14 protein-coding genes are annotated in these 14,422 nt (G+C 38.7%); 9 read left to right on the top strand and 5 right to left on the bottom strand.

The window, feature by feature from the left end; all coding sequences use genetic code 11:
- From murC to lpxC, 6 genes are all read left to right on the top strand, one after another.
- Positions 1-1,461, top strand: a complete 1,461-nt coding sequence (gene murC, locus H4J52_RS11635; protein WP_182177112.1) for a UDP-N-acetylmuramate--L-alanine ligase — start codon at positions 1-3, stop codon at positions 1,459-1,461.
- Positions 1,458-2,399, top strand: a complete 942-nt coding sequence (locus H4J52_RS11630; protein ID WP_182177111.1) for a D-alanine--D-alanine ligase — start codon at positions 1,458-1,460, stop codon at positions 2,397-2,399. The genes murC and H4J52_RS11630 overlap by 4 nt, the downstream gene beginning before the upstream one ends.
- Positions 2,399-3,190 carry a cell division protein FtsQ/DivIB gene (locus H4J52_RS11625; RefSeq protein WP_182177110.1) on the top strand — a complete coding sequence of 264 codons (792 nt, stop codon included), beginning with the start codon at positions 2,399-2,401 and terminating at the stop codon, positions 3,188-3,190. Before H4J52_RS11630 ends, H4J52_RS11625 begins: the two co-directional genes overlap by 1 nt.
- Before the next feature lie 5 nt (positions 3,191-3,195).
- On the top strand, positions 3,196-4,431 hold the full coding sequence (ftsA, locus tag H4J52_RS11620; protein WP_182177109.1) for a cell division protein FtsA: 1,236 nt from the start codon (positions 3,196-3,198) through the stop codon (positions 4,429-4,431).
- A 130-nt stretch (positions 4,432-4,561) separates the two neighbouring features.
- On the top strand, positions 4,562-5,719 hold the full coding sequence (gene ftsZ, locus H4J52_RS11615; protein ID WP_182177108.1) for a cell division protein FtsZ: 1,158 nt from the start codon (positions 4,562-4,564) through the stop codon (positions 5,717-5,719).
- A 224-nt stretch (positions 5,720-5,943) separates the two neighbouring features.
- Positions 5,944-6,861, top strand: a complete 918-nt coding sequence (gene lpxC, locus H4J52_RS11610) for a UDP-3-O-acyl-N-acetylglucosamine deacetylase (RefSeq protein ID WP_182177107.1) — start codon at positions 5,944-5,946, stop codon at positions 6,859-6,861.
- 97 nt (positions 6,862-6,958) lie between these two features.
- On the opposite strand, the gene H4J52_RS11605 is transcribed toward lpxC, so the two are convergent.
- Complete coding sequence (locus H4J52_RS11605) at positions 6,959-7,426, bottom strand: DUF721 domain-containing protein (RefSeq protein ID WP_182177106.1); 468 nt, start codon at positions 7,424-7,426, stop codon at positions 6,959-6,961.
- A 79-nt stretch (positions 7,427-7,505) separates the two neighbouring features.
- Between H4J52_RS11605 and H4J52_RS11600 the strand changes: the two genes are divergently transcribed.
- From H4J52_RS11600 to mutT, 3 genes are all read left to right on the top strand, one after another.
- Positions 7,506-8,357 (top strand): M23 family metallopeptidase, encoded by an 852-nt coding sequence (locus H4J52_RS11600; protein WP_259366603.1) that lies wholly within the window; start codon positions 7,506-7,508, stop codon positions 8,355-8,357.
- Between the two features lie 78 nt (positions 8,358-8,435).
- Positions 8,436-11,135 (top strand): preprotein translocase subunit SecA, encoded by a 2,700-nt coding sequence (gene secA, locus H4J52_RS11595; protein ID WP_182177104.1) that lies wholly within the window; start codon positions 8,436-8,438, stop codon positions 11,133-11,135.
- A 163-nt stretch (positions 11,136-11,298) separates the two neighbouring features.
- Entirely contained in the window at positions 11,299-11,691 is a 393-nt protein-coding gene (mutT, locus tag H4J52_RS11590; RefSeq protein ID WP_182177103.1) for an 8-oxo-dGTP diphosphatase MutT, read from the top strand.
- 3 nt (positions 11,692-11,694) lie between these two features.
- Here mutT and yacG read toward each other — a convergent pair whose 3' ends face one another.
- The 4 genes from yacG to H4J52_RS11570 form a co-directional block, all read right to left on the bottom strand.
- Positions 11,695-11,931 (bottom strand): DNA gyrase inhibitor YacG, encoded by a 237-nt coding sequence (yacG, locus tag H4J52_RS11585; RefSeq protein WP_182177102.1) that lies wholly within the window; start codon positions 11,929-11,931, stop codon positions 11,695-11,697.
- A 61-nt stretch (positions 11,932-11,992) separates the two neighbouring features.
- Positions 11,993-12,739 carry a cell division protein ZapD gene (gene zapD, locus H4J52_RS11580; protein WP_182177101.1) on the bottom strand — a complete coding sequence of 249 codons (747 nt, stop codon included), beginning with the start codon at positions 12,737-12,739 and terminating at the stop codon, positions 11,993-11,995.
- A 107-nt stretch (positions 12,740-12,846) separates the two neighbouring features.
- Entirely contained in the window at positions 12,847-13,467 is a 621-nt protein-coding gene (gene coaE, locus H4J52_RS11575; protein ID WP_182177100.1) for a dephospho-CoA kinase, read from the bottom strand.
- A 4-nt stretch (positions 13,468-13,471) separates the two neighbouring features.
- A complete protein-coding gene (locus H4J52_RS11570) occupies positions 13,472-14,353 on the bottom strand; it encodes an A24 family peptidase (protein ID WP_259366604.1) in 882 nt (293 codons plus the stop codon).
- Positions 14,354-14,422 lie beyond the last annotated feature (69 nt).

The following is a 14,422-nucleotide window of genomic DNA, read 5'->3' as shown; positions in this document are numbered from 1 at the left end:
ATGAAAAACAAAATTGCCAATAACACCTCACCGATGAAAATACCTGAAATGCGACGAGTAAAGTGTATTCACTTTGTCGGTATAGGCGGAGCAGGTATGGGAGGTATTGCTGAAGTATTGTTAAATGAAGGTTATCAAATTACCGGTTCTGATATTGGTGAAAACCAAGTAGTTACCCGTCTTATAGCCTTAGGTGCGAAGATTACTATAGGCCACGGTGAAGACAATATCATTGGCGCTAGCGTTATTGTTGTTTCAACCGCAATTAACGCTAACAATCCAGAATTGTTGAACGCACAAAAATTACGTATTCCAGTAGTACGCCGTGCTGAAATGTTAGCCGAATTGATGCGTTTTCGACATGGTGTTGCCATTGCGGGTACTCATGGAAAAACAACAACAACAAGTTTAATCGCGAGTATTTTTGCTGAAGGTGACTTAGACCCAACATTTGTGATTGGCGGTCTATTGAACAGTGCGGGTACCAATGCACGTTTAGGCACCAGTCGCTACTTAATTGCTGAAGCTGATGAAAGTGACGCATCATTTTTACACCTTCAACCGATGGTTTCCGTGATCACCAATATTGACGAAGATCACATGGAAACTTACCAAGGTGATTTTGAAAAACTTAAAGATACTTATATTGAGTTTTTACATAACTTACCGTTTTACGGTTTAGCAGTCGTTTGTCTTGATAACCCGGTAGTGCGCGAATTATTACCACGAATGAGTCGCCAAGTAATTACTTATGGCTTTAGTGAAGATGCCGATGTGCGCGCGAAAGAATTTCAACAAAATGGTGGAGTTAGTCATTTTACCGTGCAACGTGAAGGCTTTGCTGATATCGATATGTCCGTAAACTTACCCGGTGAGCATAATGTGCTCAATGCCTTAGCGAGTATTGCCGTTGCGACCGATGAAGGTGTAGCAGACGAGGCTATTGTTAGTGCTTTAGAAAAATTTGCGGGTATTGGTAGACGTTTCGAACAGCTTGCTAATTTAGCAACCGATAAAGGTGAAATGGTTTTAGTTGATGATTATGGACATCACCCTCGAGAAGTCAAAGCAACCATTAAAGCGATGAGGAACGGCTGGCCTGAAAAGCGTTTAGTGATGGTTTTTGAGCCACATCGTTATTCTCGTACTCGTGATTTGTATGAAGATTTTGTTGAAGTGTTATCTGAAGTTGACTGCTTATTTTTACTTGATGTTTACGCCGCTGGTGAAACACCTATCATCAGTGCTGACAGTAAAAGTTTAGCTCGAAGTATTCGCCAACGTGGTCAAATTGAGCCTATTTATGTCAGCGATGCTGAAAAGTTAGCCGAGTTATTGCACGCGCAACTGCAAGATGGCGATATGGTGATCACACAAGGGGCTGGAACGATTGGCGTCATTGCACGAAAAATCATTAAAAATCCGTTATTAAATGTTGACTTAAAAGGGACTGAAAAGTGAAAGCACTTAAAGACCAACGATTGGCGGTTTTATATGGCGGAGATTCAGCAGAACGAGACGTTTCACTTAATTCTGGACAAGCCATTGCAGGTGGCTTACGACAAGCAGGTTTTGACGTTGAGCTTATTGACACAAAAGGTTTTTGTTTAACTGATTTAACAACGCGTAATATTGATCGTGTGTTTATCGCCTTACATGGTCGAGGTGGCGAAGATGGGTGCGTGCAGGGTGCTTTGCAGTATATGGGTATTCCATACACTGGTTCTGATGTTTTAGGATCGGCATTATCGATGGATAAAATTCGTAGTAAGCAAATTTTTCAAGCTCATGGTTTACCTACCGCCGCTTTTGCTATTGTGGAAAAAAATGATTATCAAGAAACTCAAGCGCACAATATCCTTGATGCACTCGGTGGGATGGTGATGGTTAAGCCGGCGAACGAAGGCTCGAGTATTGGTATGGCTAAAGCGCAAACCGCTAATGAGTTACACCAAGCACTAACGGCTGCTTTTGAATACGATGAACAAATTTTAGTAGAAGCATGGATCAATGGCCCGGAATATACCGTGGCTATTTTAGGTGAAGAGGCTCTACCGGCTATTCATATGGAAACACCCCGTGAATTCTATGATTATGAAGCAAAATATCAATCAACCACAACGCAATATCATTGCCCCGCGGGTTTGAGTGAGGAAGATGAGCACTCACTGCAAGCTTTAGCGCTTAAAGCATTTAAAGCAACGGGAGCAAAAGGTTGGGGTCGTGTCGATGTTATGCGAAATAATAAAAATCAATGGCAGTTACTTGAAGTAAATACGGTACCAGGCATGACAGAAACATCACTTGTGCCTAAATCAGCAAAAGTACATGGTTTAAGTTTTAGTGAACTGGTAACAAAAATAGTTGAAATAAGTACAGGACCACTGGTCAATAAATAATGACAAAAAATAGCCATAATCAAACGTCATTGGCACCATCAATGGCAGCGCAGCAAGAAAAATTACACTGGTCATTTTGGCTAGGTGTAACATTTTTTGTGCTGGTGATAGTCGCTATTATTTCCTTCAGTTGGTTTTTAAATAATAAGATGTCATCTGAAGAATCAACTCCGGTGACCTCTATTGTTATCGGTGGCGAGATGCCATTCACTATTAGACAAGATATAGAAAACGCTATTGAAAGCGTCAATTTAGGTAACTTTTTTAACGTTGATGTTAACGATGTACAACAAAAAGTGGCTGAACTACCTTGGGTGTACTCAGTTTCTGTACGAAAAAAATGGCCTAATGAGCTGAAAATTTATGTTGTTGATCAAACGCCGATTGCTTTGTGGAATGAAGATTTTCTGATCAATGAATACGGTAAAGCATTTCAAGCAGATACATCACGATTACTGTCTGCGTTACCTGCATTTTTTGGCCCAGAAGGTAGTGAAAATCTTGCATTAGATAACTTTGTTAATTTAAGTAAGTTACTGAGATTCAGTGATTTATCAATTGATGAACTGCTGCTTACTGAGCGTCACTCTTGGCAGTTAACGCTTAATAACGGCATAACGCTCAATTTAGGCCGAGAAAACAAGATTGAGCGGGTACAACGTTTTATGGATATTTATCCACAAATAATAAAAACAAAAAAAGAAAATCAGCAAGTAGATTATGTTGATTTACGTTATGACACTGGACTCGCTGTTGGTTGGAAAACCGCAGAGAAAAAACAAAGAGCTTAACTTTAATGTCAAAAGTAAACGAAAGAAACCTAGTAGTAGGATTAGATATAGGAACGTCGAAAATATCTGTTGCTGTGGGTGAAATAACACCAGACAATCAATTAAGCATCGTAGGTGTTGGGAATCAGCCTGCTCGTGGTATGGATAAAGGGGGTGTTAATGATTTGAATTTAGTTATTCAATCAATTCAGCGTGCCATCAATGAAGCAGAATTAATGGCTGACTGCCAAATTAGTTCGGTATATTTAGGCATTTCAGGTAAGCATATCAGTTGTCAAAATGAAAACGGTATGGTGCCAATTAACGACAAAGAAGTTATTCAAGAAGATGTTGATAACGTAATACATACCGCACGTTCTGTGCCTATTTCAGCTGAACGGCGCATGTTGCATGTGCTACCACAAGAATTTAGCATCGACTGTCAAGACGGGATAAAAAGTCCTATCGGCATGTCAGGTGTGCGTATGGAAGCAAAAGTGCATATTGTTACTTGCGCAAACGATATGGCAAAAAATATTGTTAAATGTGTCGAGCGCTGTGAAGTAAAAGCTGACCAACTGATTTTTTCAGCGTTAGCCTCTAGCTATGCTGTATTAACGGATGATGAAAAAGAACTCGGTATTTGTGTGGTCGATATGGGTGCAGGCACGATGGACATCGCTGTATTTGCCGGCGGGGCTTTAAGACATACCGCGGTTATTCCTGTGGCGGGTAATCAGGTAACCAGCGATATTGCCAAAATTTTTAGAACGCCATTAAGCCACGCTGAAGACATTAAGGTGCAGTACGCTTGTGCGCTTCGTCAAATGGTGAGTATGGAGGAGAATATCGAAGTGCCAAGTGTTGGTGGTCGTCCTGCTCGATCAATGTCTCGTCATACGTTAGCAGAAGTCGTAGAGCCTCGTTATCAAGAGCTTTTTGAGCTTATTCAAGAAGAATTACGTGAAGCAGGCTTAGAAGATCAAATAGCGGCGGGTTATGTATTAACAGGTGGTACAGCTAAAATGGAAGGTGTTGTTGAATTCGCTGAAGAAGTGTTTCAAATGCCGGTACGTGTTGCTAAACCTAAAGGTATGAGTGGTTTAAAAGAATACGTTGATGATTCAACATATTCAACGGTTGTCGGTTTATTGCATTACGGTATGCAAGCAAATGAACAGCAAAGTACACAGGGTAATAAAAGTGAAGGTATTGCTAGCATTACCTCACGAATTTTAGCCTGGTTTAAAGGTGAGTTTTAAACGCTTACCATGGCAACTAGTAAAAGAATGGTAAAGATACTTTTATAACAGTCCTAAAGAGCTAAGTAAAAGTTAATAAGTAAATCGTGTTTTGGTGGAACAAAACCTAATAGAAATCGGAGAGTATTAAATGTTTGAACTAATGGAAGATCATAACGAAGAAGCAGTAATTAAAGTCATTGGTGTTGGTGGCGGTGGCGGTAACGCAGTTGAACACATGGTTTGCCAAACTATTGAAGGTGTTGAATTTATTACTGCAAATACAGATTCACAAGCTTTACGTAATTCAGCAGCCAATGTTACTTTGCAGCTTGGCGCTGACGTCACTAAAGGTTTAGGTGCTGGTGCCAATCCTGAAATTGGTCGTCGAAGTGCTGAAGAAGACAGAGAAACGATCAGAGAGACCTTGCAAGGTGCTGATATGATATTTATTGCCGCGGGTATGGGTGGTGGTACAGGAACAGGCGCTGCTCCAGTTGTTGCTGAAATAGCAAAAGAAATGGGTATATTAACAGTGGCTGTTGTCACTAAGCCGTTTCCATTTGAAGGCAAAAAGCGGATGAATTATGCGGATCAAGGTATTGAGTTATTGTCAAAAAGTGTTGACTCGTTAATTACCATTCCCAATGAAAAGCTATTAAAAGTCTTAGGCCCTGGCACATCATTACTTGACGCTTTTAAAGCCGCTAACAACGTATTATTAGGCGCTGTACAGGGTATTGCTGAGCTTATTACACGCCCAGGCCTAATTAACGTCGATTTTGCCGATGTACGCACCGTTATGTCAGAAATGGGGACTGCGATGATGGGCTCAGGTACAGCATCAGGTGAAGACCGAGCTGAAGAAGCTGCAGAAGCTGCCATTTCTAGTCCGTTACTTGAAGATGTAGACTTAGCCGGTGCCCGTGGTATTTTGGTTAACATTACTGCTGGCATGGACATCAGTATTGACGAATTTGAAACAGTGGGTAATGCCGTCAAAGCTTTTGCATCAGAAAATGCAACTGTTGTTGTCGGTGCGGTTATTGATCCTGAAATGAGTAATGAACTGCGAGTAACCGTCGTTGCTACGGGTATTGGTGCAGATCGTAAGCCAGATATAACGTTGGTAAATCCTGCACCTTCAATGGCACCTATTGCTGTTGGACAAGACTATATTGCTAGTCCACAGGCAGAAGTAAATCCAGCACCCATAACTATGCAAGATAGTAACGCACAAGTACAAACTGCAGCCGATATCGAAAACTATTTAGATATTCCTGCATTTTTACGTAAGCAAGCGGATTAATCAAAAGGCTTATTTGTGCAATGAGTGAATAAAAGTTGTGATCACCAGGTCTATTATTATTCCATTGACTTGTTATCAGAACATTACTGGTTGAACAGTTATGTGTAAAATAAAATAAAGCTAAAAGCTGATATTTTGATTTTGTTATGTTTTTCTGCTATATTGTGCGCCCGTCAAAAGTGGACGGTGCATTTCAAGGTGAGTAAAAGCTTAATAAGGCATTTATGATTAAACAACGTACATTAAAAGACAGTGTAACCGCCGTTGGTGTTGGTTTGCACAAAGGTGAAAAGGTGCAGTTGACTCTCCGTCCTGCGCCGGCAAATACCGGCATTGTTTTTCGCCGCATAGATTTAGATCCGATTGTTGAAATTTCAGCAACGCCTGAAGCTGTGGGTGAGACAACTTTGTGTACGTGCTTGGTCAATGAGCAAGGTGTCAAGATTTCCACCGTCGAACACTTGTTATCGGCTGCCGCAGGTTTAGGGATTGACAATTTGATTGTTGAAATTGACTCTCCTGAAATCCCAATTATGGACGGTAGTGCATTACCGTTTGTCTATTTAATACAGTCGGTAGGCATCAAAACATTAGCAGTAGCAAAACGTTTTATTCGCATAAAGAAAACAGTCCGTGTTGAAGAAGGTGACAAATGGGCAGAGTTAAAACCTCACCATGGTTTTAAGATCAACTTTGCTATCGAATTTGAGCACCCAGTTATTTCAAAAACATGTCAGACCATGAGCATGGATTTATCAAGCTGCTCATTTATTAAAGAAATTAGCCGAGCACGAACCTTTGGCTTTATGAGTGATATCGAGTTACTCCGCTCACACAATTTAGCGTTAGGTGGCAGTTTAGAAAATGCTATCGTACTTGACGAATATCGCATGCTTAATAAAGATGAGCTGCGCTATGATGATGAATTTGTTAAACACAAAATACTTGATGCTATTGGCGACTTATACATGTGTGGCCATAGCATTTTAGGCGAGTTAAACGCCTTTAAATCTGGACATGGCTTAAATAATTTGCTGTTAAGAGAAGTGTTTAAACAAAAAGAAAGTTGGGAATGGGTGACTTATGAAGACGAAACACCGTCTCCTATTCAATATCAAGAAGTGACAGCTGCCGCTTTTTAATTAATATTTCTTACGATGAATACAAAAAAACCAGTCGAATGACTGGTTTTTTATTTCAAAATAAGTGGTCTTAATATGACTAGAGTGGAAAATTATCTTATTTAATTTTTTCAGCGTGCTTTGCTAATTTTTCTAGTTTTTTCTTTAAACTCTCAGGGGCATTTTTGGCAATCGCAAGTAATTGATTCGCGGTATTTTGAGAGATATGTAAAGGCTCTGCAGGTTTTTCTTCAGATTGATATACAACCTTATTACGGTAAGGTGATACTTTAATTTCAATTTGATTATAAGCATTGTCAGTGGCAACAGCGAGTTTTCGACAAATATTCATTCGCTCAAACTGTAATCGTTGGCTCCAAACGGCAGAAGTGACTTCAATCACTAAAAAATTTTGCTTAAAATTGGCAATATGCCAGACATCTGCTGGCAGGTCAGGGCATGTTTGGCGTACAATGTCTGACAAGATAGTTAAAGAGTTGGTTTTTGCCGCTATTTGTGCCAAAGTGCCTTTCGATGATTGAAAGAGCTCTGACATATCTGAAGGTTTTCTTGTTTTCCGTGCCATTAACCACTCTACTTTGGAATAGTATTTAAGAAATATGAGTTTAACACTACTATATCGTGGAAAGAACGTTAGATTTTCAATGACACTGAATAAGTTGCATTGGTTGTCTGCGATGGCTGTTTTTGCACTAATTTCAGGTTTTGTGATTCATTTACTTTTTTCTGCTAATGATGTACCTCAAACGGTACCTTTTGCGATCAACTCACCCGCTAAAATAAATCCTAATCAGTTAAGTGAACCACAATTAATGGCATTAACCATGAAACTTGCTGAACTTCAAAGCCAAGTATTACGATTAAATGCACTAGGTGATCGGCTAGCGAGTGAAGCATCGATCCCAGAAAATGAATTTAATTTTCAACAATTACCACCCTCCGGTGGTCCAATGTTACAAAGTCAAACTAGCCATAAAAAAACATTGGCAGAGATGCTGATTGAAATATCAGTATTAGAAGAAAGTTTACAACATGAAGAAAATCAATTGACCACGCTTGAATCTGTGACTTTGGGTCACCATATAGAAAATACGAGTTATTTATCTGGTCGACCAATAAAAGGTGGTTGGCTTTCTTCATATTATGGCGTGCGCAAAGACCCTTTTAGTGGTAAAGCAGCAGTACATAAGGGCTTAGACTTCGCAGGTAAAGAAGGTACCGCTATAATAACGACGGGTTCGGGGGTTGTTACATGGGCAAGCGACCGCTACGGATACGGGAAGCTTATCGAGATTAATCATGGTAAAGGGTTAAAAACTCGTTATGGTCATAACAAAGAATTATTAGTTAAAGTAGGAGAAGTGGTAAGCAAAGGACAAATTATTGCACGTATGGGCAGTACGGGGCGCTCGACAGGACCTCATATCCATTACGAAATTTTACGTAATAATGCACAAATAGATCCAATAAAGTTCGTGTATAGAAAAGCAAAATAAAAACAATTTATGTGATCATCAATGGTCACCTTATTTTCAGTGGAAGAGTTTCTTCTAATAGCTATATGGTTTAACAAGATGTTTGTAAAGTTAATGACAAAAATGTTTGGTAGTCGTAATGATCGATTAATTAAACAAATGAATAAAGAAGTTTTAAAAATAAACGCCCTAGAGCCTGTACTTGAAGCTCTGTCTGACGAAGAACTAAAAGCAAAAACCGCAGAATTTAAAGAGCGTTTAGCCAACGAAGAATCACTTTCAAGTATCTTACCAGAAGCATTTGCTGTCGTACGTGAAGCCAGTAAACGTGTCTTTGGTATGCGCCACTTTGATGTACAAATGATAGGTGCAATGGTACTCAATGACGGGAAAATTGCTGAGATGCGAACGGGTGAAGGTAAAACGCTTACCGCAACACTTCCTTCTTACCTCAATGCATTAACTGGTAAGGGTGTTCACGTAATTACCGTGAACGACTACCTTGCAACACGAGATGCTGATTGGTGTCGACCATTATTTGAATTTTTAGATATGACGGTAGGCTGCAACATTGCTGGTTTAGCGCCTGCTGAAAAGCAAGCTGCGTATAATTCAGATGTAACTTATGGAACAAACAACGAATTTGGTTTTGACTACTTACGTGACAACATGGCCTTTTCGCCTGAAGAGCGTACTCAAAAGCCATTAAATTTTGCTGTTATTGATGAAGTCGATTCAATCCTTATTGATGAAGCTAGAACACCATTGATTATTTCGGGTCAAGCGGAAGATAGCTCTGAACTTTATCGCCAAATAAATGTAGTTGTGCCAACGTTAGTGCTGCAAAGTGAAGAAGATAAAGACAAAGATACAGGTCAATCGAAAGACTTCGTTGAAGGTGACTTCACGATTGATGAAAAATCTAAACAAATCTATTTAACGGAACATGGCCAAATAAGAATCGAAGAAATCATGAATGAGAAAGGTCTTATTCAAGATGGAGACTCTTTGTTTTCTGCAACCAATATAACATTATTACATCATGTTATGGCGGCATTACGTGCCCATAAGCTTTTTCAGAAAGATGTTGACTATATTGTTAAAGATGACGAAATCGTTATTGTTGATGAACATACTGGCCGTACAATGGAAGGTCGTCGATGGTCTGAAGGTTTACACCAAGCCGTTGAAGCAAAAGAAGGGGTGAATATTCAAAACGAAAATCAAACCTTAGCTTCAATTACTTTCCAAAACTTTTTCCGTATCTACGAAAAATTATCAGGAATGACAGGTACAGCTGATACTGAAGCATTTGAGTTTAATCATATTTATGGTTTAGAGACTGTTGTTATTCCAACGAATCAACCGATGATCCGTAAAGATTTAGCCGATTTAATCTATTTAACTGGCGAAGAAAAATTTGAAGCAATTTTAGAAGATATTAAAGATTGTGTTAAACGCGGACAACCTGTGCTTGTTGGAACGATTAGCATTGAAACATCTGAGTTTTTATCTGATTTCTTAAAGAAAGCAAAAATTAAGCATAAAGTATTGAATGCTAAGTTTCACCAGCAAGAAGCTGAGATTGTAGCTGACGCCGGTAAAGTGGGGGCGGTAACGATAGCAACTAATATGGCTGGTCGTGGTACTGATATTGTATTAGGTGGAAATTTTGATGCGATTGTTGCTAAATTAAAAGATCAAAGTAAAGAAAGCATCGCTAAAGCGAAAGAAGAATGGATAGTACAGCACAATAAAGTATTAGAGCTAGGCGGTTTACACATTGTAGCAACTGAACGTCATGAATCTCGCCGTATCGATAATCAATTACGTGGTCGTTCAGGTCGTCAAGGTGATGCCGGTTCAACACGCTTTTACTTATCAATGGAAGATGCCTTGATGCGAATTTTCGCTTCAGAGCGTATTTCTAATATGATGCGTAAATTAGGAATGGAACATGGCGAAGCCATTGAACATCCATGGGTGACTCGCAGTATTGAAAATGCTCAACGTAAAGTAGAAGGTCGTAACTTCGATATTCGCAAACAGTTGCTTGAGTTTGATGACGTTTCTAATGATCAACGCCAAGTTATTTATGAACAGCGTAATGAATTAATGGACGAAGCAGATATTGCTGATGTGATCAAAAATATTCGTACGGACGTTATAACAGGTATTATAAACCAGCATATTCCGAAGCAATCTATGGAAGAAATGTGGGATATTTCAGGTTTAGAAGAGCGTTTTAAAGGTGAGTTATCATTAGAGTTCCCTATTGCAAAATGGCTTGAAGAAGACAGTAAGTTACACGAAGAAACCTTACGTGAAAAACTGCTCGCAGAAGTTGAAACCAATTACACTGAGAAAGAAGAACAAGTTGGTGCTGATGTTATTCGCCAATTTGAAAAAGCAGTTATGCTGCAAAGCTTAGATTCACATTGGAAAGAACATTTAGCGGCGATGGACCATTTACGCCAAGGTATACATTTACGCGGCTATGCACAGAAAAACCCTAAACAAGAGTTTAAGCGTGAATCTTTTGAGTTGTTTGGTGAATTATTAGAAAGCCTAAAATACGATGTTATTAGCATTCTAAGCAAAGTTAAAATTCGTGCCGAATCTGATGTTGAAGCTGTTGAAGAGCAACATCGTAAAGCTGAAGATGTACCTAAAGAATATAAGCATGAATCAGTAAGTAATGCAGAAAGTAAACCAGAAATGCCTCGTGTTGGTCGTAATGAGCCTTGTCCTTGTGGTTCAAAGAAAAAGTATAAGCAATGTCACGGTAAATTAACATAGTCGTTATTGTCTGTTGATATGATAAAACGCCAGTTATTAACTGGCGTTTTTTTTGGCCAAATCTATTGCATATATCCATCTGTCACTGTATTTATAAATTTGTATTTACCGATAGAACAAATGTGGGGATTAATCGTTTAATTGAAAAGATTTAGGGAATAAAATGCAAAAAATTGTGCATGTTGCTGTAGGTGTTATTGTTCGAGATCAGGAGTATTTTTTGACTAAGCGTCTTGATAGCGCACATCAAGGCGGAAAATGGGAGTTTCCAGGTGGTAAAGTAGAGAAAGATGAAACAGTCGCTCAAGCTTTGCATAGAGAATTACAGGAAGAGATTGCGATAGATATTCTTAGTTGCTATCCACTTATTAAAATCGACCATGACTATGGTGATAAAAAAGTACGATTAGATGTTTATGTTGTTGACAACTTTCAGCAAGAGCCTGTCGCCCAAGAAGGGCAACAATCAGGGTGGTTTACTTTAGATGAATTAATAAAGCTAGATTTTCCTGCGGCTAATGCAGCAATTGTTGAAGCATTAAAAATTAAGTGCTAGTCACTACTCAGGTTCAACAAAAAATTTATTACTTTGTAAAAACTCACCTTCAAGTGCATCAAGCATCTCTTCGGTTAATTGAACATCACCTTGCAATGGCTGTGAAATTTTATGTCCTTCATCGGCCCATTCACCAATATCAATCAGTTGGCAACGTTTACAACAAAAGGGACGAAATTGACTTTCTGGTTGCCAGATAACTTCTTTCTGGCAAGTTGGGCAAGATACTTTTAGGGGCATAATGATGGCTTGTAATAAAATACTGTAGTTAGGTGATTATACAAAATAAATAATAAAAATACTAACAGCGCGCCAATTCAAATGAAGTGGCTTTGTTCGAATACTTACGGCCGGTTTTATCACAAGGTGACATAAACCGAATTGAGTAGCGTAAACGGCTGCCACTAACGGTTGGGTAATAAAGTGATGCTTGGTCGACCTTAATACGAAGTAATAAAATACCTTCACCATTGTCTTGGTAAAAACCGCTCTCAGTATCAATTTGGCTGAAATTTGCTCGTTGGCGAATAAATTTTAAGATAATAGCTAAAGCGCTTTTAATTTGTTCTAACAAAGCTAGCCAACCTTGTACATCTTCAGCGAGTATTTCGCTGTCTTGATGTAACCAAAACTGTAACTGTGGTAAATCAAAACTTGAACTGCCACCTTGCATGGCAAAGCGTTGTTTTAGCGTCGCTAGGAACTTATCATGCTTAAGTTGAGCCCATTGCGGCGTATTAGGTTTTAGTTGGCAAATAAGCTCTACAGTCTGTTGTAGGTTATCAGCTAGTACACTTGAGTCGATTTCCGGTGCTTGTGACCAAATAACCAGATTTTGCTCTAACTTTTCCAGATCTTTTATGAGATCACCGCGCACATCATTTCGTTCTAATGTATCAATAATGGCAAATAACGCGTTAAAGAAAACCTGATGACTCACTGAAATCTTACGTTGCAAACAATCTTCTGCTTGAGTAAACAAATGCTCGAGTTTAAGGTAGTTACGTATCCGTTCGTTAAGCGGATGTTCATATAAAATTTTTGTCATTAATTTATTGTCATCACTAAAGTTTGGTGATTAATTTTCCATACTAACTACACCAAACAGAAATGGCGAATTTTTTTACCAAAAACACTGAAATTTGTACAAATTTACTAATTTGATGCCAAATTTCGGTATTTTTGGTCAAGCCTTATGACATCACTTTTTATAATACTTAAATCACTTTCGCTATTATTTATAATATCATCTGCATATGTTAGACGTTTTTCTCTTGATATTTGACTCGCTATAATACGCTTAATTTCATCAACAGAACTGGGGTCTCTTGAAGCAGCTCGTTTAACTTGCTCAGATTCTTTAATATCAATCACTAAAATACGTGCGACTAAATCTTGTAAATTATTTTCTATAAGTAGCGGAGCAACAAGTAAGCAATATGGAGATTGGCTTTGCTGTATTTCTTCTAGCATTGTTTGTCTTATTAGCGGGTGTAATAAATTGTTTAGCCAATGTTTGTCTTGTTCATTGCTGAATATTTGGCTACGCAGTAAAGGTCGATTAAGTGTGCCGTCAGGTTGAATACACTGCAGACCAAAATGATGTGATATTTTAGCAAGCGCAATGCTGCCAGGCTCGACAACTGTGCGCGCTGCTATGTCGGCATCAACAATGTCGACTCCGAGATCACTAAAAAAATTGGCGATAGTGGTTTTACCGCTACCTATACCACCAGTTACACCAATAACGATTTTTTGAGTAATATTTATGCTCATACGATTATAATACCTGTTGAAGGTACCATGACCATATGTTGTTTCCCCATAAAAGAGTGATCCACCCCGCAATCGCAAGATAGGGGCCAAATGGTATTGCTTGTTCTTTTTGATGATTTTTAAAAAGCATTAAACTGATACCGATAATCGCCCCTACTACTGAAGCCATTAAAATAAGTAAGGGAAGTAATTGCCAACCAATCCAAGCGCCAAAGAGTGCAAATAACTTGAAGTCACCAAACCCCATACCTTCTTTGCCAGTTGCTAATTTGAATAACCAAAAAATAATAAACAAGCTGCTATAACCTGCAATTGCCCCTATAACCGCATCTTCAATCGGCACAAGTCCATTTGATAAGTTGGCTATTAATCCGATCCATAATAAAGGTAAAACAATTTGGTCGGGTAGTAACATATGGTCAAAGTCGATCATCGTTAAGGCCACTAACCCCCAAGTGAGTATCAGGGCGTAGCAGGTAATAAGAGTAACGCCAAATTGTTGAGCAATAACTAAGCTTAATAAGGCGGTGGATATCTCAATCAACGGATAACGTACTGAAATTAAATTTTTACATTGGCTACATTTTCCTCTTAAAAACAACCAGCTGATCACTGGAATATTTTCGTAAACACGAACACTGTGTTGACAATGTGGGCAGGTAGAATTGGGCGTTGACAAGGTCAGAGTGGTTACTTCTTTTGAGGACGAATCTTTAAGCTCGTCGGCAAGAAACTCTCGACACTCATAGTACCAACCTTGTTCTAGCATCTTTGGGAAACGATAAATAACTACATTTAAGAAGCTGCCTATCATTAACGATAAAACAAAAACTAAGCCATAAAAAAACAATGAATTACTTTCTAATAGTTGAATGAATTCAGACAAAATAAATCCTTTGGTTGTTATTGTTAAATAGTATATTTGAACATTATTAGGAACCGTTAGTACGACAAA

Source organism: Colwellia sp. MB02u-14 (genome assembly GCF_014076915.1).
In the GTDB taxonomy this organism is placed as follows: domain Bacteria; phylum Pseudomonadota; class Gammaproteobacteria; order Enterobacterales; family Alteromonadaceae; genus Colwellia_A.
Note: the sequence above shows the minus strand (reverse complement) of the source record. Positions and strands in the feature narration are given on the sequence as shown.

Bases quoted from the DNA above. Each gene is read 5' to 3' on its own strand.
- ftsA (WP_182177109.1), top strand. From the start codon at position 3,196: ATGTCAAAAGTAAACGAAAGAAACCTAGTAGTAGGATTAGATATAGGA.
- coaE (WP_182177100.1), bottom strand. From the start codon at position 13,467: ATGAGCATAAATATTACTCAAAAAATCGTTATTGGTGTAACTGGTGGT.
- H4J52_RS11605 (WP_182177106.1), bottom strand. From the start codon at position 7,426: ATGGCACGGAAAACAAGAAAACCTTCAGATATGTCAGAGCTCTTTCAA.
- yacG (WP_182177102.1), bottom strand. From the start codon at position 11,931: ATGCCCCTAAAAGTATCTTGCCCAACTTGCCAGAAAGAAGTTATCTGG.
- ftsZ (WP_182177108.1), top strand. From the start codon at position 4,562: ATGTTTGAACTAATGGAAGATCATAACGAAGAAGCAGTAATTAAAGTC.
- H4J52_RS11600 (WP_259366603.1), top strand. From the start codon at position 7,506: ATGACACTGAATAAGTTGCATTGGTTGTCTGCGATGGCTGTTTTTGCA.
- mutT (WP_182177103.1), top strand. From the start codon at position 11,299: ATGCAAAAAATTGTGCATGTTGCTGTAGGTGTTATTGTTCGAGATCAG.
- H4J52_RS11625 (WP_182177110.1), top strand. From the start codon at position 2,399: ATGACAAAAAATAGCCATAATCAAACGTCATTGGCACCATCAATGGCA.
- murC (WP_182177112.1), top strand. From the start codon at position 1: ATGAAAAACAAAATTGCCAATAACACCTCACCGATGAAAATACCTGAA.
- zapD (WP_182177101.1), bottom strand. From the start codon at position 12,739: ATGACAAAAATTTTATATGAACATCCGCTTAACGAACGGATACGTAAC.
- secA (WP_182177104.1), top strand. From the start codon at position 8,436: ATGTTTGTAAAGTTAATGACAAAAATGTTTGGTAGTCGTAATGATCGA.
- lpxC (WP_182177107.1), top strand. From the start codon at position 5,944: ATGATTAAACAACGTACATTAAAAGACAGTGTAACCGCCGTTGGTGTT.